Source organism: Dysgonomonas sp. HDW5B (assembly GCF_011299335.1).
In the GTDB taxonomy this organism is placed as follows: domain Bacteria; phylum Bacteroidota; class Bacteroidia; order Bacteroidales; family Dysgonomonadaceae; genus Dysgonomonas_A.
Window position 1 is genome coordinate 2,427,100 of record NZ_CP049858.1, and the last position, 21,890, is coordinate 2,448,989.

General features: G+C 35.4%; 16 protein-coding genes and 1 riboswitch. Of the genes, 8 read left to right on the forward strand and 8 right to left on the reverse strand.

Going from position 1 to position 21,890, the window contains the following annotated elements; translation table 11 throughout:
• Positions 1-57 precede the first annotated feature (57 nt).
• Positions 58-348, reverse strand: a complete 291-nt coding sequence (locus tag G7051_RS09980) for a GNAT family N-acetyltransferase (RefSeq protein WP_166199970.1) — start codon at positions 346-348, stop codon at positions 58-60.
• A gap of 299 nt (positions 349-647) precedes the next feature.
• On the opposite strand from G7051_RS09980, the gene trmB reads away from it, so the two are divergent.
• Both trmB and G7051_RS09990 read left to right on the forward strand, forming a co-directional pair.
• A complete protein-coding gene (gene trmB / locus G7051_RS09985) occupies positions 648-1,409 on the forward strand; it encodes a tRNA (guanosine(46)-N7)-methyltransferase TrmB (RefSeq protein WP_166199972.1) in 762 nt (253 codons plus the stop codon).
• Positions 1,410-1,569: 160 nt separating this feature from the next.
• Complete coding sequence (locus tag G7051_RS09990) at positions 1,570-2,682, forward strand: Mrp/NBP35 family ATP-binding protein (protein WP_166202751.1); 1,113 nt, start codon at positions 1,570-1,572, stop codon at positions 2,680-2,682.
• Positions 2,683-2,741: 59 nt separating this feature from the next.
• Here G7051_RS09990 and G7051_RS09995 read toward each other — a convergent pair whose 3' ends face one another.
• Positions 2,742-2,861 carry a ComC/BlpC family leader-containing pheromone/bacteriocin gene (locus tag G7051_RS09995; protein WP_166114544.1) on the reverse strand — a complete coding sequence of 40 codons (120 nt, stop codon included), beginning with the start codon at positions 2,859-2,861 and terminating at the stop codon, positions 2,742-2,744.
• Positions 2,862-3,112: 251 nt separating this feature from the next.
• On the opposite strand from G7051_RS09995, the gene G7051_RS10000 reads away from it, so the two are divergent.
• Together G7051_RS10000 and G7051_RS10005 are read left to right on the forward strand one after the other, a co-directional pair.
• Positions 3,113-4,483 (forward strand): sensor histidine kinase KdpD, encoded by a 1,371-nt coding sequence (locus G7051_RS10000; RefSeq protein ID WP_166199974.1) that lies wholly within the window; start codon positions 3,113-3,115, stop codon positions 4,481-4,483.
• 83 nt (positions 4,484-4,566) lie between these two features.
• A complete protein-coding gene (locus G7051_RS10005; RefSeq protein ID WP_166114550.1) occupies positions 4,567-5,244 on the forward strand; it encodes a response regulator transcription factor in 678 nt (225 codons plus the stop codon).
• 106 nt (positions 5,245-5,350) lie between these two features.
• Here G7051_RS10005 and ppc read toward each other — a convergent pair whose 3' ends face one another.
• The 6 genes from ppc to G7051_RS10035 form a co-directional block, all read right to left on the reverse strand.
• Positions 5,351-7,987: a phosphoenolpyruvate carboxylase gene (ppc, locus tag G7051_RS10010; protein WP_166199976.1), complete on the reverse strand. Its 2,637-nt coding sequence runs from the start codon at positions 7,985-7,987 to the stop codon at positions 5,351-5,353.
• A 117-nt stretch (positions 7,988-8,104) separates the two neighbouring features.
• A complete protein-coding gene (locus G7051_RS10015) occupies positions 8,105-9,841 on the reverse strand; it encodes a phosphoenolpyruvate carboxykinase (protein ID WP_166199978.1) in 1,737 nt (578 codons plus the stop codon).
• A 160-nt stretch (positions 9,842-10,001) separates the two neighbouring features.
• The gene (locus G7051_RS10020; protein WP_166199980.1) at positions 10,002-10,205 is read right to left on the reverse strand and encodes a cysteine-rich CWC family protein; all 204 of its coding nucleotides are present in this window, start codon (positions 10,203-10,205) and stop codon (positions 10,002-10,004) included.
• Positions 10,206-10,276: 71 nt separating this feature from the next.
• A riboswitch (cobalamin riboswitch) is annotated at positions 10,277-10,539 on the reverse strand.
• Between the two features lie 351 nt (positions 10,540-10,890).
• Complete coding sequence (locus tag G7051_RS10025; protein ID WP_166199982.1) at positions 10,891-12,660, reverse strand: hypothetical protein; 1,770 nt, start codon at positions 12,658-12,660, stop codon at positions 10,891-10,893.
• A gap of 116 nt (positions 12,661-12,776) precedes the next feature.
• Positions 12,777-15,782 (reverse strand): tetratricopeptide repeat protein, encoded by a 3,006-nt coding sequence (locus G7051_RS10030; RefSeq protein ID WP_166199984.1) that lies wholly within the window; start codon positions 15,780-15,782, stop codon positions 12,777-12,779.
• The gene (locus G7051_RS10035) at positions 15,779-16,312 is read right to left on the reverse strand and encodes an NUDIX domain-containing protein (RefSeq protein WP_166199986.1); all 534 of its coding nucleotides are present in this window, start codon (positions 16,310-16,312) and stop codon (positions 15,779-15,781) included. The genes G7051_RS10030 and G7051_RS10035 overlap by 4 nt, the downstream gene beginning before the upstream one ends.
• 339 nt (positions 16,313-16,651) lie before the next feature.
• Here G7051_RS10035 and G7051_RS10040 point away from each other — a divergent pair, with 339 nt between their 5' ends.
• The 4 genes from G7051_RS10040 to G7051_RS10055 all read left to right on the forward strand — a co-directional run bounded on the left by G7051_RS10040 (position 16,652) and on the right by G7051_RS10055 (position 21,599).
• On the forward strand, positions 16,652-17,095 hold the full coding sequence (locus G7051_RS10040) for a cysteine peptidase family C39 domain-containing protein (RefSeq protein WP_166114570.1): 444 nt from the start codon (positions 16,652-16,654) through the stop codon (positions 17,093-17,095).
• 141 nt (positions 17,096-17,236) lie between these two features.
• Complete coding sequence (locus G7051_RS10045) at positions 17,237-19,432, forward strand: peptidase domain-containing ABC transporter (RefSeq protein WP_166199988.1); 2,196 nt, start codon at positions 17,237-17,239, stop codon at positions 19,430-19,432.
• Complete coding sequence (locus G7051_RS10050; RefSeq protein ID WP_166199990.1) at positions 19,433-20,734, forward strand: HlyD family efflux transporter periplasmic adaptor subunit; 1,302 nt, start codon at positions 19,433-19,435, stop codon at positions 20,732-20,734.
• Between the two features lie 160 nt (positions 20,735-20,894).
• Positions 20,895-21,599, forward strand: a complete 705-nt coding sequence (locus G7051_RS10055; RefSeq protein WP_166199992.1) for an ATP-binding cassette domain-containing protein — start codon at positions 20,895-20,897, stop codon at positions 21,597-21,599.
• Positions 21,600-21,890: the final 291 nt, after the last annotated feature.

The window sequence follows — 21,890 nt, forward strand, 5'->3', positions numbered from 1 at the left end:
ACTTAAATCATAGATATAATAAAAATGGTTCACTTAAATTTAAGTGAACCATTTTTGTTATTCATATTCTTCGTGAAGTAAATTTTTGAGTTCAGGATGGCGATCTACATAACTTTTTGTGTAAGAGCATAACGGATTAATCTTAAGATTGTTTTTGGTTATAAAGTTTAGTATCGCCTTTGTTAATGCTCCTGCAATACCTTGACCTTCATATTCTGTTTTAACTCCGGTGTGGGTCACAATTATTATATTATTTTCCTTATAATAATTTACGACTCCTATAATTTCTTGATTTGAAATGGCTTCAAATCTATTCTCATCCGGATTATGTTTTATCTCGTATTCCATAAAATATTTATTGTTTTAATTAATCAATTTCAGAATTCTTGGTTTCATTTACTATCTAAACAAGTATATATCAAAACATGTTTAGAAAATGATTCTAATTACTTTTTAGATAAGTGTATATTGTGTATTTTTAATGCACTGATTTTAATGTATATTTGTCTATCGATTGAACTTGTTTACCTGGCGAAAAAAACACTGTTTTGTATGGTATTACTTGTTATGTCATAGGATTTCTATTTGATAGGATAAAAAAGATAATTGTTTTATAATACGATATTTATAGTACTAAGATAGTAAGTATGGGAAAGAATAAATTAGCAAAATTTGCTAATATGGAGGAGTATCCCCATGTTTTTCAATACCCTTTTGCTGTATTGCAAGAGAAAGGATTTGAGATGAAAGGGAAGTGGAATGAACTTTTTTTTAAAAATGACAATCCGATAATTCTTGAATTAGGATGTGGAAAAGGCGAATATACAGTCGGATTAGCAAAATTATATCCTGAGAATAACTTTGTCGGTGTTGATATTAAAGGTGCTCGGATGTGGTCGGGGGCAAAGCAATCTCTAGAAGAAGGTTTATCGAACGTGGCTTTTTTGAGGACACATATCGAGTTGTTGACTAATTTTTTTGAACAAGGTGAGATTTCTGAGATTTGGATAACATTTCCCGATCCTCAGATGAATAAAGTAAATAGAAGAATGACCTCGACCCGCTTTATGAAACTTTATGGTCAACTTCTAAAGCCCGATGGAGTAATTCACCTGAAGTCTGACAGTAATTTTATGTTTACTTACACTTCAGAAATGGTTGAACTGAATAACCTGAAAGTTTTATTCAAGACGGATGACTTGTATCATTCGGATTTGGTGGACGATGTGCTGACAATTAAAACATTTTATGAGCAACAGTGGATTGCTCGAGGGTTAAATATTAAATATATCAAGTTTGAATATGCTCATAAAAAGGAGTGGCAAGAACCTGATGTTGAAATAGAACAAGATAGTTATCGGAGTTATGGAAGAAGTAATTCCCAGATATTGACGAAGCGAGCAGAGTAAGTGCCCAATTCAGTCTTCGATAATAAGTGGCAGAAAATATTTAATGATACGTTTAATAACCATAATTATCTATTGTTTTTACTTCCGTCAAGGCGATAAATAGTTATGGGTACTTAATTGAATATAACTTAAACATTATTTAAATAATACATTGATGAGTATAAAAATATATCCCAAATTGGTTCTTGATGCACTTCGAAACGTGCGTTATCCCGGAACAGGAAAGGATGTCGTAGAGATGGGAATGGTTTCGGAGGACATCCATATAAACGGCAACAAGGTCAGTTTCTCCATGTCTTTTGAGAAGCCTAACGATCCTTTTATTAAGTCGGTAGTAAAAGCTTGCGAAACAGCTATTCTAACATACATAAGCCCGGATGTCGATATAAAAGGAAATATTGAGGTTAAAACAACTGAAGTGCAGGCTCCTCCTGCACCTGTAAAGTTGCTGCCTGAAGTAAAAAACATCATTGCGATATCATCAGGTAAGGGTGGAGTCGGAAAAAGTACTGTTACGGCTAATCTGGCTGTGGCTTTGGCTAAGAAAGGATATAAAGTAGGTGTGCTTGATGCCGATATATTTGGTCCTTCTATGCCGAAAATGTTTGATGTGGAGGATGTGCAACCTATGCTTGAATTGGTTGGAAATAAAGAAATGATAATTCCTGTGGATAAGTATGGTGTCAAAATGCTATCTATCGGTTTCTTTGTGAAAAAAGAGAGTGCAATTGTTTGGCGTGGAGCTATGGCGGGAAATGCTTTGAAACAACTGATTACTGATGGCAATTGGGGTGAACTGGATTATTTTCTTATTGATTTCCCTCCGGGAACAAGTGATATACATTTGACTTTAGTTCAAACTCTAGCTATTACAGGAGCTGTGGTTGTGAGTACCCCTCAGGAAGTGGCTCTGGCTGACGCCCGTAAAGGTATTGATATGTTTACTAATGACAAAGTGAATGTGCCGATTCTCGGATTAGTAGAGAATATGGCGTGGTTTACACCTGCTGAGCTTCCCGATAATAAGTATTATATTTTTGGAAAAGACGGGGCTAAAGACCTGGCAAAGGAAATGAATGTTCCTTTATTGGGGCAAATACCCATTGTTCAAAGTATTTGTGAAGGAGGGGATACGGGTAGTCCTGTGGCTTTAAATGAAAATTCGCTGACAGGTGCAGCTTTTGCTCATTTGGCTGAAAATTTTGTAGCCTCTGTAAATAAGAGGAATGAGGAGGCAGATCCGACTCAAAAGGTAGAGGTGCATTTGAAGTAATTGAGAATAAAAAAAGCTAGTCTTCTGGCTAGCTTTTCTATATTTGTGGCGGGAATTATTTATTCTTCGTAATAAAAATATTCACCATTGATACATACATAATGTTTAACGCCACCTTGGATCTTTTTTAAATCTTTTTTTTCTAGTTTTTTGAAATCTTTGATTTTTGTCTTTTTCATAATTGATATTTTATTGATGTTTTTATTATGTTTTGCATGTACAAATATATATCTGATTAGTAGATATTTATATAACTAAATAGTCATATTTTTCTTGGAAAATGTGCTTTTTGGGTTAAATATTTTTCTAATATTTTCATTATTGTATTCTGTTATATAATTGTAGGACAAGGCGGCGTTTACAGTTTTTGTTTTATATTTGATCCCTATAATACTTTTACCTGATAAAATGATTTAATACCTCAACTGTTATGAAGTATACTTATATGTCGCGATTATCTATACTGGCTGTTGGTCTAATATTTTTATTGCAGGCGTTATTAGTTTATCGCTTGTATGAAACGAATGTTGATCTGCTTCAGCGTGAGTTGAATTTAGTCATGCAATCGACATATGATGCGGATCTGAATCTTCGTTTAGATCCATCAAAAAAATCTAAAGAACCGAGTGTCGAGTATTTTGGTACTACTCCGCCTCCGGGAATTGATACAACAAAAGCTACTCGAATTGATGCAAGAGGTTTGGATAAAAAACTAAACAAAGGACTTGTCTCTGCTATGAATATAGCTATGGAAGAATTTATAGGAAGAAAGTACCCTATCAATTTGCCGAGAATAGATAGTGTGGCGGGAGTTTTTCTGAAGCAGAATAATATTAATATGAAGTTTTATTCGGAGATTATTGATCTGAAAACTAATGAAGTTTTAGAAACGTCTTTGCAGGATTCCAATAAGTCGTCAGATCTTTTATATTCAAAAGTTATCTTCTTGAATGTAAAGCAAACAAAGGGTCTTCGATTGGTGCTTATTGATCCAATGTGGAAAATATATCCTCAGATGGCATGGATGTTGATACTTTCTCTACTACTTTCAATTTTCTGTATATATAGTTTGTATGTACAAAAGAGAACTTTAGCGAAACAAAGGCAATTATCTAAGCTGAAAAATGATTTCTTCTCCGAAGTATCTCATGAATTTAAACGACCTTTGGCCGTCTTGCTGCAATCTATTAATTCATTAAGTAATGAAAAGATTATAGTTAATGAGGAAAAAAGGACACGTATGCTGAATATTGCCGAACAAGAAATTGTGAAAATGACTAGTAAAACAGATATGCTGCTAAGCTTGGCTCAAGAGGAAGAAGGACTTTTCGAGCTGCATTGTACTGAATTTGATTTTGCGAAAGTTGTTTTTGATCTTGTTGATAATGCTATTGATACAACACCGGGTTCTCCCGAGATTGATATTAATAATGAATTGAAAAATCCGATGATTTTTGCTGATAAAGATCATATTGAGCAAGTGGTTTCGAATTTGATTAGTAATGCTATAAAATATTCAAGGGAATCTATTGATATAAAAATCAGGTTATATCAGGAGAATAATAATATATGTATATCGGTTAAAGATTCTGGTTTAGGAATTTCACGGGAAAATTTAGATGTTATTTTTGAAAAGTACTCTCGTGTAGGTAAAACGACTCATGCTAAAGGGCATGGCATAGGGTTGAATTATGTAAAACGTATTGTTGAAAAGCATGGTGGCAGTATTTCTGTTGATAGCCAATTAAATATAGGAAGTCAATTTATTGTAAAATTGCCATTAGTAAAGAACATAAATTGATAAATTAATTTATTAGAGTAAGTTAAACTTTATTATCTTTGCAGAACAGATTAATTTTAAGCACATTTTACAAACTTATGTCTATGGCAAATATACTATTAGTAGAGGATGATGAGAATTTAGCTTTTATGTTGTCGGAGAATCTGGAAGTTGAGGGATTCGGTGTACAACATGTAAAGAGAGGTGAATATGTAATGGAGGCAATTGACGAAAATCCGATTGATCTTATATTAATGGATGTCGATTTGGCTGGAGATATGAACGGATTTGAAGTTGCAGAAAAAGTAAGACTATCCAATACTTCTTTACCTATAATATTTACCACAGGAAAAACTCATTTCAAAGATGTTGAGCGCGGGCTTAAGCTAAGGCATGTAGATTATCAAAAGAAACCTTATGGTACAAAAGAGTTATTGGCTCGAATCAATAATCTTTTAAATAGAGTAACAGAGTCAGGCTCTAAGAAGTTTGTATTCTCTGGTTTTTCGTTTAGTCCGATTGATCAGGTAATAGAATATGATGGTCAAGAGCTTAGAGTTGCAAAGACTGAGGCTGCTTTTTTACGCTTGCTTTGCGAAAATGCAAATGGAGTGGTAACCAAAGAAAGTATTGTTTGGCTTTTATGGGGTGAAGAAGATGTATATCAGAAAGAACACTCTTTGAATAATTTGACACATAAGATAAGAAAATATTTAGAAGGAAATCCTTACGTTGAATTAGTTACAATATCTAAAGTAGGTTATAAACTTATGGAAAGATAAGTATTATATATATTATGTGCCAGCTTATTTTAGGACGGGACATTGTATAAATAAAGGGGAACATAATAAGTTATGTTCCCCTTTGTTATTTAATAGCATAATAAGATCACCCTGTATTTCTCATTCCGGCAGCAATTCCCGAAATAGTAACCATTAATGCCTGCTCTAATTCCTGAGGGTGTACCTCGTTACTCCTTACGCGTTGAAGTAATTCAACTTGAAGAAGGTTTAATGGAACTGTGTAAATATTTCTCATAGCAATATTACTAGCAATAAGAGGTAGGTTTTCCATCAATGACTTGTCATGAGCAATATTTAATATGGTAGCAGTGTCTTTTGCCAGTTGGTTGCGTAGTTCCGTTCCCAGATACTGAATGTTTTTATCTACTAATCGTTGGTCATAATAAGCAGCAATACGGCTGTCTGCTTTTGTATAAACCATTTCGAGCATACTAATGCGAGTATTAAAGAATGGCCAGTCCTGATACATTGTTTCCAATATATTCATTTTGCCATTATCAATAACCTGCTGTAAAGCTTGTCCAGCTCCTAACCATGCCGGAAGCATGAGTCTGTTTTGTGACCATCCGAAAATCCAGGGAATGGCACGTAGACTTTCTACACCTCCTGTCGACTTACGCTTTGCAGGACGTGAGCCTAAAGGAAGTTTAGCTAATTCTGCTTCTGGTGTTGCCTGATAAAAATAAGGAATGAAATCATCATTGTTTCTAACAAGGTCTTGGTATATTTTGCATGAAATATCCGACAACTCATCCATCGTTTTTCTCCATTCCTCTTGAGGTGCAGGAGGAGGCAATAAGTTTGCTTCCAGAATGGCATCTATATAAAGAGATAATGTTGAAATTGCCAGATCGGGTAATCCTAATTTGAAACGGATCATTTCTCCTTGTTCGGTAACACGAAGTCCACCTTTTAAAGATCCCGGAGGTTGTGAGAATAATGCTATTTTAGCAGGACCTCCGCCTCTACCGATTGTTCCGCCTCTACCATGAAACAAGGTAAGTAAAACTCCTGCATCATTACATGTTTTGAGTAGTGCTTCCTGTGCACTGTATTGTGCCCATCCTGCTGCCAATGCACCTGCATCTTTAGCCGAATCTGAATATCCAATCATAACCATTTGTTTGTTGCCGATGATGCCTCTATACCAACCGATATTCAGCAATTGTTGCATAACATCAGAAGCATTGTTGAGGTCATTAAGAGTTTCAAATAATGGAGCTACAGGTAGCATATAAGGACATCCTGTGTCTTTTAATAACAGGTGAACTGCCAGAACATCAGAAGGGGTGCGAGCCATTGAGATAACATACACGGGAATTACACCTTGTGGAGTTTCTGCAATAACTTTACAAGTGTCCAGCACCTCTTTTGTTTCGGGACTAGGTTCCCACTGTTGAGGAATCAATGGTCTTTTAGAGGATAATTCTTTTATAAGGAAGGCTTGCTTCTCTGCTTCAGACCATGCAGCATAATCGCCTAACCCCAGATAAAGGGTTAATTCCGATAATGCTTCTGTATGTCTGGTACTTTCCTGACGTATATCAATCTTAACAAGGGTAACTCCAAAACATTTTACACGACGTAGGGTATCCAATAATTTATCGCCTGCAATACTTTCCATACCGCAAGCAATAAGAGAATCGTAGCATTTGATTAGAGGTTCCCACAATTGCTCGTTGTGATAAATGATGTCATCATTTATTGTCACGTGTTTTCCTTCGATTTTCTCATCCAGATATATAATAGTCTTTTTGAGTTTCGAACGAAGCTTTTTCATTAAAGCTCTATATGGTTCCTGTACTTCTGCATCTCCCAAATATGCTCTGAATTCATCAGTACAATTAAACATAGATAGTTCTTTAACCAATACTTCTATGTCTTTTAAGAAAAGAATTGCAGCACGCTTACGGCTTTGAAGTAATACATCTTTAGTAACTACTGCTGTGACATTAGGATTACCATCGCGGTCACCACCCATCCATGAAGTGAAATGTATTGGGCGAGCTTCTACCGGAATTGTGTATCCTATAGATGCTTTCAGCTGTTTATTGAATTCTTTGAGAAAAGAAGGTACGGCTTCCCAAAGACTACTTTGTATAACATCATATCCCCATTTTGCTTCTTCGTTGGGTGTTGGTCTGTCTTTTCTAATTTCGGCTGTAAACCAGTATTGAATAATAAGTTGTTTCAAACGACTCATTATATGTTCTTGTTTATAGCTTACTATATCATCGTGATCTAATTGCTGAAGGCACTCGCTTACTTCATTAAGGTTGTTAATTAAAGAGCGACGGTTTATCTCTGTCGGGTGAGCAGTCAAAACCAAATCAATGGATATTTCATTAATCGCTTTTTTTATATCTTCATCATTTACACCTTTGCCTTGTAATGTATTGTAGATACGGGCGAAGTTCACCGGATTATCTTTTCCCATTGCATGCTGAGAAATAGTGTCGTATTGTTCCGCAGTGTTAGTCAGATTCAGAAACTGATTAAATGCTTGTGCAACCGGTAAAAAATCTTTGTCGGGCAGATTCTGAAGAGTTTCGACCAGCTTATCATGTGCCTTTGTATCTCCGTTATGAGAAGCTTTTGATAATTGGCGAATTGTTTCGACGCGTTCATAGGTGCCTTCACCCAATGCTCCCTTGATGGTTTCACCAAGTAGTTTTCCGAGCATTGCTATGTTGTCGTTCATCAAAGAATTTGATTGACTCATAGTTTTTGTTTTTATATTAGTTTATATTCAATATATCTCCTTTATAAAAGGTATAAACTCAATTATAAAGGAGATATTGTTTTATTCTAACAGAAGTAATGAAAAGGTATGTGCCCTTTATTCATTTATCAGACTGAATAATTCTTCTGCAGCTAAACGTGGACCTTCTTTAGTTTGACCGTCAATAGCAAGCGATGTATGTATTTCACCGATCTTAACTTGATTGTCATTCATCTTAGTGAAGTATTGGCGAACCAATTTCTCCGCAACTTCTCTTTCCTGAACAGGTCCGAATGGGTTTGCAAAATAAGATTTTACTAAACCAACCTCAGTTGTAGTTCCTTTCGCTTTTCTTGCTCCGTCTTCAAAAACCTCGATAGCTTTATCCAGATTGTCGAAGAATTTAATTTTCTGATCGGTCTCAGTATAATTATTGGCATAAAGCATATAATCTACTTTGTATCCTTTCGAAATAACTTCATAAGTTGAAACCGGAATAGTTACACGGGCATTTACTTTATCCGGATTTGTATATATTCCACGGTCTAATTGTTGATAAGCGTATGAAGGATCAAGGTCATCCACACGGACAAATGCTCCGATCTCAGTACCATATCCTTTTACCGAACCATCAGCTTCGATATTCAAATAACCCATGTCATCGAAAATGATACGCATGTGTCTGATATATTTTTCATTCAGGTTGCGGAATGCCTCTAGGCTTTCAGATTTTCCGGCACCACTATCACCCATGATGATGATATTTGATTCTTTTCCGTTCTTCAATGCAATGTTTACCATCGCACCGTGTACTGGTAAACGACCATTCTCCATTTGCTTCACATTGTGAAGTGTAAGGAGCATTTTTTTCATATAACCGAAGTAGTCGATATCATCGCAATAGTTTGCATATCCGATAAGGATGTCATTCTGTTTGTCTTTGTAGTAGAAAGTACGTTTTTCTTCATGACCGTCGGCATAACCAAATACATAGATCATATCGGGTTTCTTACCGATATAACTGCTTGGTGTTGCTAATTCGAACAGATTAGACAAGCCTAAACCGTGATCGATAAAGTCTTTGTGGAAATAAACAAATGTAAGCATATTGCCAACCCAAGCAGGGAATACAAACCATTCGTCGTCATTCAAAGATATATTTGCAACGGGATTCGAAGAGTGTTCCTGAAAAATTCCGTCACGTGTATTTCGCTTAGTATAAGTAATCAATGGTGGTTGAAATATCACAGTACTAATAAATGGCACTGCCGATAGTCCTTTATATTCAATAGGACAATTCCATGATACTTCGTCATTCAGGATAAGACCGGCATTAGCCCCTGCAATCAGTTGACGATATACTCTGTGTTGGAATCCCATAACCGTTTCTTCGATGCGGCGATAGGTTGCAAGGATAAGGTCGTTGAATTGAGAATTTGCCTGAGTAAACCTAACATCTTGCAAACCTTCGCCAAGGCTCGAGTTGCGTACAATAGAGATGCGGTCTAAACGTCTCCAGTATGAATATAATAGTTCGATAAGTTCAATGAAAAGATCTTTATCTGCGAAGCAAACCGAATATCTATTGTCTACTTTTACTATCTCGTTTTCGTCACAAACTGTTAGAAACTTGAATACTTGAACAAGTGATTGAGCAAATTCATCATCTTTATTATTGAAGTATTTAATATAATAGTCATATATAATGACGTTATCTTTCTTCAATACCTGAATAAATGAGTCGATTACTTTTTTAAAACCATAACTATTCAAAAGTTTCTGACGGTTGTCACAATATTTCAGCGAGAAATTAATCATCGCTTTTCCTCGACTGATTGTAAATTCGTTTAGCATTGTTTATTCGGTTTTGTTTATAATTTTAGTTATTAGAATCTTTTTTGATAACACTGAGGGTATATTTCATCTTATGCAAAATCTATTTCCAAATTTAATCATTTTACTTGTATTAGAAGAATTGATAAATGACTAATTTCTGTTTTCAAATTTAGCTTTCTTATTCAATTGTTTTACTTACGGATAAAAGTGAAAATTTGTCGTTTATTTTCTTCAGGCAGTCAAAGCAAAGACAATTTCCGTATGTGGTCTTGATGTATTCTCTGACTCCTATCTCCAGATTTAATTTTGTACAGTTACACAATTCTATCTGATCCACTCGACAGGTGAATGTAGAAGAGCAACTAGGACATGTTTTATCCATTCTTTATATTTTTAAAGGTCAAATGGCTTATTTGAATGATGCGTTGCATTAACTTTATTTCCCGAAAGTTGTTTGCCTGGACTATTTCCGGCAGGTCTTCTGACTTACTTCATTTCTAAACAGCCTTCCCATCTTTCAGCTGACAGTTATCAGTTATCAACAAACTTGTTGTTTACTGCTTTCTGTTCACTGTTTGCGACAGTGGTTTGAGTATTGTCTAGAAACTCTTAATGAAGCTTACAGCAGCGGGTCTGTTCCGGATTTTCACCGGATTCCCTTTTCATTATTCCATCGAGCATTGTGATAGAATAACACCAAAAACACTTGTAAAGATAATAAAATGTCTGATTGATGTTAGCTAAAGAAACAAAAAAATCTTTCCTAAATGAAGGAAAGATCTTTTGTTCCAAGAATGTGCCTATAGGAGAAGGAGAGTCCTATATAAATTGAGATATTATGGAATGTGTTTTCCGGGCACAGCTTTAGATTTCGAGTTAGTAATTGATTGTTTGTTATATATCTGTTTAATATATTCTATTTTAATGCAAATTAAGCCATAAAGCATCAAGCAGGCTATAACCAAAATCTCTTTTTTTTCTCAGATTTGCTATTTAACTATATATAATAAAACAGCCCTCTCTCGAATATAAGAAAAGGGCTGTTCTATTGTATAAGAATCTTTAGTTTAGAATTTTAAGCTTATTCCTCCAAGGGCATTAATTCCTTGATTGGTATAGCCGTAATATCTTTCATATTTTTGGCTCATAACGTTGTTTGCTTTCACATAGAATGATAGCCAGTCTAATATGTTATAGCTTCCTTTGATATTTAGCTCATTGATATTGTTCATATTGGTTGAAGCATTGTTTACATATGTCTTACGTCCTCCTTCGAATATGTAATTAACTGAGAACGTGAGATTCTCGATAAATGAAAAATCAGCATTAAAATCAAGAGTGAAGCTGGGCAGTCCCCATGCTTCTTTTTTGTCAGGGGCTGTATCGGTTAAAGTATATTTGCTGACACTGTAAAAGTGAGTCAGAGCTTTTAAAGAAAGATCGGTATATGGGATCAATTTTGTTTTTAATGCCCCGCCAAAATGTCCGGCACCTAAATTTGCATACATCATTTCAGATACGTTACCCCATGATGGTGATTCGTTTGGAACAAACAGGTGTTCGTCTTTCGTATATTTATAACCGCCGAAGATGTCAAACTCAAAACCACTTATAACTCCCGATCTTACACCAATTTGTGCGTCGTATAATGTTTGAGAAATAAATACACGTGATGCGGGGTTGATATATCGATTCACACGGTTCATTTCTACAACATTATTGTCATTTATGCCTCCATCTACATTGAAATACAATAAACTTTTTTCATCGAAGTTCCAAGATGTTTTGATTGCCGGAGCAACTACAAATTTGTTCTCAATGTCAGATGCCCAATTTATGTTAGCACCTAAAGACAATTGAAAATTTCCACCTTCTATACTATAATATGGCTTAGCTTTAAAAATAGTCAGATTATGAAACGGATCCTTATCTAACAAAGGAAGAAAGTCTGTATTGCTAAATGTTTGGAAAAATATACCTCCTTCTACACCGGCTTTATGATCTGTTTGCAGGGGAGCTGCAATGTTAACCAAGGCGTCGAATATACTTCCCGAAATACCGTCATAATTTACATTGGGGCCATATTTAGTAGAGAAGTTATTGTATTTTACATTTGCAGAATAATACAATGCATCGTTTTGTTCTTTGGATGCTATTCCTGTTTCAGCTTCAATAACATTAATATTCTGATTGTTCTTCATAAAACCTTCATAAAGAGAAGGATCTTGATCCGCCGCACTGAATATGTAGGGATTGCCATAATAGTTAAAGGTGTTATTAAAGAATGATCCGTTCACATGCCATGTTAATGATTCAAAGTCGTGGCTGTATTTTGCTTTTATCAGATTCTCCATGTTTTTAGCTTTGGCTTGGTCAAGAAGAGAATTTGGATTTAGGTATTTTATTTTACCATCAGTAGAATTGTGGGTTGCAAAAATATCTAACCGGTCATTTTTTGAATCCACTATTCTGTATCCGGCCGCACCATCTAAGTTGGAATACATACCTGCTCCAAACAAGAAATAGCCACGATGTTTACTGTAGTCTATTTTTGTTCTGATATCGCCTGATCCTGGATTTCCAATCGGATAAGAGGCAATATTCATATTTGGGATGCTGTTCTCGAACTTTATATCGTACTGCTTCTTTTGCGGTTCGTGGAGAGCCGGAAGCGTATTGACTTTTGATGCATCCTGAATGGTTGGTGTATATTCTCTTTCGAGAGAAACCTGACGGTTAAGCGTTGTATCTTTAGCGGCAGTTTGGGCTGATATGTTTATGGATGCAACGCTTAATCCCAATGTGCTAATAAATAAAGTTTTATATAATGTATTCATTATCTTTTAATTTAAGTAAGGCCTCAGACCTGTTTATTACTGTATTTTAGACCTCTCCTAACCCTTTCCTGCTTAGAGTGTGGTCGGGTGGGGCTTAATTGCAAAGGTTTATGACCTTATTTATTTAATTGAGTTAAACGGTCATTTATCATCGATTGAATATCAGTTTCATTACCTGTATAGTTCGCTTTTAAACTTTCAAGGTATTGTTTTGCCTGAAACTTATCGCCTTTTGCCAAATAGGTATCTGATAATACGATTATCGATTGAGCCATCCAATAGGCATGAGGTGTACCTTGCTTCATCAATGCAAGGACTTGTTGTTCTGCCTTATCGTAATTCCCATTCTTTAGATAGGTTTTAGCCAATAGGTATTGCGCTTCTGCTCCATATACACTGCGTGTATCACTAGCCGCTTTCTGAAGATCGTCGATAGCTTTATTAGTCTCACCTGTATTCAGATAAGCTTTAGCACGGTATAAGCGAGCTTCGCTAACGATTTCGGGAGAAGTTTTGCTTTGTGCAAGTAACGCTGTTGCAACAGTGATAACTTCAACGTCTTTATTTAAGTTGTTGGCTACTTTAAGCATTCCTAATTGAGCCGTATTCTTATCCTCACTGCTTGTTGCTGTACGCATCATTTCCTTATAAGCATTATATGCGGCTTGATTGTTGCCTTTGTCCAGTTGTATTTCGCCTACAAGAGCAAGAGCTTTATTGAGGCTTTTTGAATTACCTGAATTAATAGTATTGTTGAATGCTTGGAGTGCAGCATCATAATCTTTCTTATTATAAGCTATGGCTCCTATATAATAATGTGCATCGCCTGCAAACTGACCTTGAGGATACGATTGAAGGTATTTGTTCATCGCATTGGCTGCTTCGTTTGCATGACCTTTCATGTATATATTTTCAGCGGCAAGATACGATAATGAATCCTGACGGGTGGCAGTAATAACAATACCGTTGCCTAGCGAGTTTGCAAAACTGGCATATGAGCCAATATCGTTAATATCACGATAAATACCTTCGAGACTTTGTATGGCGATACGTGCTTCTTCCGAGTTTTTGTGCAGTTGTACAACTTGTTTGTAGGCTTCAATCGCTTTTTGAGGATTGTTGCTGTTATAATAGGATTGTCCTAATTGAACACCAGCCTGTGGAGCTACATTCGAGTTAGGGTAATCGTTTAATAATTTCGTTAAGATTGGAATTGCATCTGTTTCGCGATTTAGCATTATCAATGCACGACTTTTCTCATACATGGCATCATCGTAGTATTGCGAATCAGGATATCTTTTCATCATAACATCCAATGCTGCAATTTTCCCATTGTAATTGTGTTGTAAACCCAATACAAAGGCTTTTTGGAAGTCAGCATACTCGGCACTTTGCGGATTATTTACAGACGCTTGAGAGTATGCATTTGCTGCTTCAATAAAATTACGATTGAATAAATAAACATCTCCGATACGATTCCATGCGTCAGAATAGGTCAACTGTTGTCTGTTCCTTTCCTGAGAAGTATATTGTTTGAAACTATTCAACGCATTATTATATTGTTTCAGATTGAAATAAGTATATCCTAAATTATATAATGCATTCGAATAATTGTCATCCGAGGCATTACATACAGATAAATAAGTCTGATAATCTTTTATTGCTGCCGGATAATTGTTTTCTCTATAATATGTTTCACCACGCCAGAAGTAAGATTCGTTTTTAGATTTTACATCGTAATTCCCCATATTTATAGATGCATTGAATCTTTGGATTGCCTGATCGTAATTTCCGTCAATGAAATCCTGAGCTCCTAATTGAAACAAAATAGTTTGCTTTGCTTCGAGTATCTGTCTGCCCGGATTACGCATTTTGTCGATTGTTGTAAGCGCGGCCTGATAATTTTTAGTAGCAAGTAGTGTCGATGCCAATTGATTATTGATTTCGTTTACATACTTCGAGTTAGGGTATTCGTTTAAGAAACGCTGTAATACAGTGATCGATTGATCAAAGACCGAAAGTGATGTCTTATGAACTAACATTGCATAATTGTATAACGCAACCTCGCTGATTGATGGATCGAATTGCACGCGTGATGCTGCATCAAACGCCATTAATGCATTCGCATTATCATTTATTTTTAGGTAATTCTGACCGAGTAGCATATATGCTGTTTGCCCCAGTTTATTATCTGTCGAAGCTGCAAATTGTAAGGCTTTTATTGCATTCTGATAATCTCCTATTTGAGTATATGCAGTACCGAGTTGCAGCATATCTTCAGCGAAGGGTTTAGACTCCGAAGCTAGGTATTTCTCATAGTTCGAAATAGAACTATTGATATTACCTTGTCTATAGTAAGAGTTTCCGAGTATGCGATATACTTCCGCCGAGTTCTGATTATTGGGATAAGCACTCAGGTAATTATTTCCTGCGTTGATTGCTTCACTCAGGTTATTCTTAAGGAACAGACCTTGAGTTATGAAGAATAATGATTGCTCTTTGTATTCGGGATTGTTTTTAAGGCGTTCGAATGTCGATAGAGCACTATCGTATTTGCCTTCTTGAAAATCGATGTACGCTTTATAGTAAGTTGCAGGCTCATAATATTTATTGCTGTTACGAGCCAGTAATTCGAATTGATTTGCGGCTACAGATCTTTTTCCTTCCTGCAGATTAGCAAATGCCGATCGGAACGTATAATCTTCCTGATCCTTTTTTGATAAATAATCAACATCCGCTTGTTCAAACCAATATAAAGATTGATTCCAATTTTTTTCATTGAAATAAGAAGATCCTATATAAAAACAAATATCATTTCTATGGTATGACTCGGGATAAGTATCCAAATATTCTCGGAGAATAGTAACGGCATCTTCTTTTCCTGTAAAATAGGATGAGGCAGCAATCATATAGTCAGCCTCCAGCTTTGCGTTCTGGTCGTTAGAAAGTCTTTTAAATTCCGCAAGTGTATTTTGTGCACCAACGAAATTGTTGTCTAAAAACATCTCTTTCCCCTGTATAAACAAACGTTGAGGTAATTCATTGCTGATTCCTCTTTGGGCATACGTTAACTGTAGGGTAGATGCTATTCCTATCCCTGTAATAAGTAGTATTTTCTTCATAAATTCATCTTTTGTATTTTTTCGATCCCTATTTTAACAGAACGTAGTCCAAACAAAGAGGGATCTAAATCGGCTATAGGTATAAATTTCAATTCAGCAACATCATCTTGTGCGCTAAATTGAGAACTGTTTTTTATTTTACATAAAAAGAAAAGATCGGTAGTCTCCACTTGAAAACCTGAGTATATGTAAAGGTTCGGTATAGAGAATAAATACTGAGCCGATATAACTTCAAGTCCAGTCTCTTCTTTTACTTCCCTAGCAATTGCTTCTTCTGCGGTTTCATCCATATCCACAAATCCACCGGGAAGGTCATATGTTCCTTTCGCCGGCTCATTAGCACGGGTTGCCACCATTATTTCATTTCTGTCGTTAATGATTACCGCAATTGTAGCCGATGAAGGATTGAAGTAGTAAATAAAGCCACATGCTTCGCAACGTTTAGATTTGAAATTGTTGTCGACAAAGTGTGCAGAGCCACATTTGGGGCAGAATTTAAACTGGTATAGAGGATGTTTCTTTACTGGCATAAAATTTTTATATTAAACTTACATACACAGTGTACAAATATAGTTATTTATAAGATAGATGTTTTATGAATATATGTTGTTTATATTAAAAAGTGCACCTCTTTAAAAGTTAACGAAATTTTATATTTGTTAATGTATGTCGCTTTTACAGATTGTGTATTTTCTGCTAGAATGTTAGGAAATTACTTTTTTCTATGTTAAATATATTAAAATACAACAAAAAAAGAGATCTAGACAGGAAAAGATGATAAAAAGGTTATAGTATAACTTGGAAATTTATTGTTACTTTGTAGTAAAGTTGGTTGTTTGAATATAAATTGTTAAAATTTCATTTCTGTTATGAATGTACGTAGTACCTACATGGTAAATCTCGTGTCAACGTACCTCTCATTATGTAATGTTGTGCACAATAGAAAAGTCATAGGCGTTCAATTAGATTTTGAACAAAAGGATTCTTCTATTCTTGCTATATCTAACATATTGAAGGATTACGATCTGCATTGTAAGACTTATTACTCGGATTTTGATACCTTGAAGAAAGACAAACGGAAAGGAATATTACACCTAAGAATAGATGGAGGACGTTATGTCGTTCTGAAAAGTTTAGGTAGCGAGGGTAATGTAGTTTTTTATGATCCTGTAATCAATAAGAATATTGAAATTTCTAAGTTCGCGTTTCAAAAATTGTGGAGTAGCATTGTGATATATTCCGATGTAATGCCATCGTTAAACGAGCATGAGGTTAGTAAAGAATGGGTCGCTAAAAAAAGTGTGCAGGACTAACTTCTTAGTAGTTTGAGAAGAAAGTCAAAAGTATTTTTCTAAGAGTAGTTTCTGGGAAATTTAGGGGAAAAGAAAGTAGTTTTTATCAAAATTTAATTACGTTTGTCTTATAAGTTGCTTATAAAACATAACCTTTGACTCATGCAATCTTTTCCGTTTTTCAGTCAACATGATGCTATGGATTGCGGTCCTACGTGTCTGCGTATGATTGCCGCTTATTATGGCAAAAACTATTCGCTGGAGAAACTTCGGCTCAGTTCACACATAAATAAAGAAGGAGTATCTTTGCTTGGGATAAGTGAAGCTGCAGAAAATTTAGGCTTTCGCACAATGGGCGTTAGCATTACATTTGAGCAGTTATTGGAGGCTCCTCTTCCTTGTGTTGTGTATTGGAACCAAAATCATTTTGTCGTTGTTTATGCTGTTAAAAAGAAACGGTCGGGATATGTGATTTATGTCGCAGATCCGGGCGGAGGAATGATAAAGTATACCAAAGACGAATTCTGTAAATGTTGGATATCTTCATCTATTGATGGAGAACCTCATGGTATAGCTCTACTGCTGGAGCCTTCTCCTGAATTTTATCAACATGAAGATGATAAGGAAGTTCGGAAAGGGTTCCAGTTTCTGTTTTCGTATTTAAAGCCTTATAAGAAACTATTACTTCAACTTATATTAGGGCTTATTTTTGGCAGTTTATTAATGTTAATTCTGCCATTTCTTTCTCAAGCCATTGTTGATATTGGTATAAATACCCAAAACCTTGATTTTATTTATGTAATACTAATTGCTCAATTGGTTTTAACACTAAGTAATTCATCAGTTGAATTTATAAGAGGTTGGATATTACTACACTTAGGTAGCCGAATAAACATCGCTTTAATCTCAGATTATTTGATCAAGATGATGCGAATGCCCATGGGCTACTTCGATACGAAAATGGTTGGTGATATTCTCCAAAGAATTAACGATCATACACGCATTCAGGATTATTTAACCAATTCAAGTTTAAATGTTATTTTTTCAGTATTCAATATATTTGTATTTGGTATAGTCTTATGCCTTTATAGTTTCAAAATCTTCATTATATTTTTCATCGGCAGTTGCCTTTATTTTCTTTGGGTTTGGCTTTTTATGAAAAAGAGAGCAGAACTCGATAGCAAAAATTTTGCTCAAAAATCCGAAAATCAAAGTAATATAATTCAATTAATTACTGGGATGCAAGAGATAAAGCTCAATGGATGTGAACAGCAGAGGCGTTGGACATGGGAAAGTATACAAGCAAGACTTTTTAGGTTACGTATCAAAGGACTGGCTTTGGGGCAATACCAAGATTCAGGGGCTATATTTATTAATCAAACAAAGAATATCTTAATTACCGCCCTGGTTGCGAAGTTTGTGGTCGAAGGTCAGATGACTCTCGGTATGATGATGGCGGTTCAATATATAATAGGGCAACTTAATAGTCCTGTAGATCAGATTATCGATTTTGCTCGCAAAACTCAAGATGCAAGATTAAGTTTGGACCGTTTAAGTGAATTGCAGGAGAAAACGGATGAAAGTAAAGAAGATTCGCAACGTATCAAAGATATTCCGATGGGTAAAGACTTATTTGTCTCAGGATTATCCTTTAGTTATGATGGAACATCCGAAGGTGAGTACGTCCTTAATAACCTCAATATCCATATACCAACCGGAAAGAAGACAGCTATAGTAGGTACAAGTGGTAGCGGCAAAACAACACTGTTGAAATTGTTGTTGGGTTTTTACCCTCCACAGAAGGGTGTTATACAATTGGGTGAAAATCGTTTGCATAATTATAGCTGGCGCGAATGGCGAAAAAAATGCGGAGTAGTTATGCAAGATGGGTTTATATTCTCAGACACAATAGCTCGTAATGTAGCTCCTGCATCTGAAATTATAGATAAAGAAAAATTATTAAGGTCTTGTATTACAGCAAATATACATGATTTTGTCGAGTCGTTACCTTTGGGATATAATACAAAGATCGGGATCGAAGGGCATGGCTTGAGTCAGGGCCAAAAGCAACGCATGCTTATTGCACGCGCTATTTATAAGGATCCGGAGTTTGTGTTTCTGGATGAGGCTACCAACGCCTTGGATGCAAATAATGAAAAAGTCATTATGGAGAACTTGAATTCATTCTTTGAGGGGCGGACATCATTAATAGTAGCCCATCGTTTAAGTACTGTTCGCAATGCCGATCAAATAATTGTATTAGAGAAAGGGCAGGTTGTTGAAATTGGTACTCATGACGAATTATCAGCAAAAAGGGGAGCTTATTATCATTTAGTGAAAAATCAATTGGAGCTTTAAATGAGAGAAAAATTAGATAATATAGAATTGCGTAGCGATGAAGTTAAAGATATTTTAACACGTCCTCCTCATTCATTGATCAGATATGGCACAACAGTAATATGTCTTATTCTGTTTTTGTTTTTTGTCGGCTCTTTCTTTTTTCGTTACCCGGATATAATACAGGGAGATGTAATTGTTACGACAGAAAATCCGCCTGCATGGATTGTGGCAAAAGCTACCGGGCGAATAAAGGAGCTTTATATCACAGACAAAAGTTCTGTTAATCAAGGAGATTTGATAGCGGTAATAGACAATCCTGCAATAACTACTGATGTGAAAAGAGTCAAACAGTTATTGATTGAAAAAACTCAGGTTTCGGATTCACTGGTTGCTTTGGAGACAGAACTTATTTCGGCGACCTATGAATTAGGAGAGTTGCAGTCTGCATTTTCTTTGTTTTCGAAAGCTGCGATTAATTATCAAAACTTTGAATCATTGAACCTTACAAAACAAGATGAACTTGCTTTGAAAACCCAATTAGCAGGAAGAAATAGCTATGCTGCTAATTTGCAAAAGCAATTAACACTAAAGGAGCAGGAATTGTCGGTTGCTAAGTCTTTATATGATAGAGATAAAGAATTGTATAAGAAAGGTGTAATTGCCAAGTCGGAATTTGAGGCTACAGAACAAAGCTATTTAAATCTACAGCAGGCACTTCGTCAGCTTGAAGGATCAATAGTTACAGAGCAAATCGAAAACTCAAAACTGAAAAGCTCCGCCTCAAAACTGAGCATTGAATACTTGCAAGACAGAAATACTAAATATCAGGAATTAGCTACTGCGTATAGAGAGTTGATAGCCGAAATTGAGAATTGGGAGCAAAAATATTTACTCATTTCTCCTCAAGCAGGCACTGTAACATTTAATACAGTCTGGTCAAGAAATCAAGTTGTCAATATAGGAGATAAGGTTTTTGTTATAGTTCCTAAAGATCCGGGAGCTCTTATCGGAAAGTTAGATGCTCCTTTATCGGGATCCGGTAAAATAAAAGAGGGGCAATTAGTAAATATAAAAGTGTCAGGTTACCCATACCTAGAATATGGCATGTTGCAAGGATATGTTCGCAACATCTCTTTAGTTTCCAGTGGTAGTTATTATACTGTAGAGATATCATTACCGAACAAGCTTACTTCAACTACAGGTGTTGATTTTAAATTTACAGGTGAGCTGAGGGGGGTAGCAGAAGTAGTGACAGAAGACCGATCCTTGGCATTTCGAATTTTAGCTCCATTGAGGTATTTGTTAAAGAATAATTTCTGATTATCAATAAATGAAACAGTTGTCATAAGATATTTTGATAGATATCTTTTATAGATTCTTTCTGCAGCCCCCGTAAATACTAGGATTTATACTTTTCAGAGTCTTTGTATTCTATTAGTTTATTCTATATTTGTTGATGTGAATTAATATTTATTGGGGAATGAACATTTTAGAGATTAAACGAATGGACTTTTGTTATAAACAAAGGTTTGTTCTAAAGAACTTTGAGCTTTCTGTAAAAGAAGGTAGTGTGTATGGCCTTATAGGCAAACCTAAATCTGGAAAAACAACAGTATTAAAATTAATCTTAGGTCTATTGAAAACAACTTCATCAACAATCTTTCTCAAAGGTCAAAATTTTTATGGCTGCAGAGATAAAATCCAAGGAGTAGTAGGTAATATTATTGATTTACCTTATTATCAAAATTTTTTAACCGTGAGAGAGAATTTCAAGTATATTGATATGCTCTTCGGTTATGGCGATTTGCGGATTACAGAAGTCTTGCGCTTTATAGGTCTTTATAAATATACCAATACCAAGGTGAGAAAGCTGACTGCGGCACAACAAAAGTGTTTAAGTATAGGGATTGCATTATACCATGATCCTGATTTTTTAGTTTTTGATGATTTATTGAGAGATTTAGATGAAGATTCGAGAATTAGTGTCTGTAAATTACTCGTTAAGATAAAGGATCTGGGTAAAACTATATTGCTATCCTCTCGTCATTATATAGAACTGTCGTCTGTTTGTACGCATATAGGCTTATTAGAGTCTGGCCGTATTAGCAAAGAGGGGAGATTAGTAGATTTTATTGAGTCTGATTTTGGTGATTTAATCCCCCGCTTACAGCATTACCAGTTATAACGGTTTCCAGAGATGGAATCCTCCAATTTTTTTTCACAATGTAAACCACTGTTTAGATATAAGTTAAGGAATAAAGGAAAAAAACTTTGAAAAATAGTTGTAATAATATTTGGAGCGTATATAAAAAGCGACTACTTTTGCACTCGCTTTAAAACCGAGAGACGGTTATTAAACAAAGCAAAAAAAGAACGATCTTTGACACGGTTGATACATAAGAAACAAAAAATATAGCATTAGACGGGTAGAGACTAATTTTAGATTAGAGACTCTAACTCAACGTCAAAAACCTTG

Coding starts and splice junctions, on each gene's coding strand:
- G7051_RS10025 (WP_166199982.1), bottom strand. CDS start 12,660: ATGAATACATTATATAAAACTTTATTTATTAGCACATTGGGATTAAGC.
- G7051_RS09995 (WP_166114544.1), bottom strand. CDS start 2,861: ATGAAAAAGACAAAAATCAAAGATTTCAAAAAACTAGAAAAAAAAGAT.
- G7051_RS10035 (WP_166199986.1), bottom strand. CDS start 16,312: ATGCCAGTAAAGAAACATCCTCTATACCAGTTTAAATTCTGCCCCAAA.
- G7051_RS10015 (WP_166199978.1), bottom strand. CDS start 9,841: ATGCTAAACGAATTTACAATCAGTCGAGGAAAAGCGATGATTAATTTC.
- G7051_RS10000 (WP_166199974.1), top strand. CDS start 3,113: ATGAAGTATACTTATATGTCGCGATTATCTATACTGGCTGTTGGTCTA.
- G7051_RS10020 (WP_166199980.1), bottom strand. CDS start 10,205: ATGGATAAAACATGTCCTAGTTGCTCTTCTACATTCACCTGTCGAGTG.
- G7051_RS10050 (WP_166199990.1), top strand. CDS start 19,433: ATGAGAGAAAAATTAGATAATATAGAATTGCGTAGCGATGAAGTTAAA.
- G7051_RS10005 (WP_166114550.1), top strand. CDS start 4,567: ATGGCAAATATACTATTAGTAGAGGATGATGAGAATTTAGCTTTTATG.
- G7051_RS10045 (WP_166199988.1), top strand. CDS start 17,237: ATGCAATCTTTTCCGTTTTTCAGTCAACATGATGCTATGGATTGCGGT.
- G7051_RS10055 (WP_166199992.1), top strand. CDS start 20,895: ATGAACATTTTAGAGATTAAACGAATGGACTTTTGTTATAAACAAAGG.
- G7051_RS10040 (WP_166114570.1), top strand. CDS start 16,652: ATGAATGTACGTAGTACCTACATGGTAAATCTCGTGTCAACGTACCTC.
- G7051_RS09980 (WP_166199970.1), bottom strand. CDS start 348: ATGGAATACGAGATAAAACATAATCCGGATGAGAATAGATTTGAAGCC.
- ppc (WP_166199976.1), bottom strand. CDS start 7,987: ATGAGTCAATCAAATTCTTTGATGAACGACAACATAGCAATGCTCGGA.
- G7051_RS10030 (WP_166199984.1), bottom strand. CDS start 15,782: ATGAAGAAAATACTACTTATTACAGGGATAGGAATAGCATCTACCCTA.
- trmB (WP_166199972.1), top strand. CDS start 648: ATGGGAAAGAATAAATTAGCAAAATTTGCTAATATGGAGGAGTATCCC.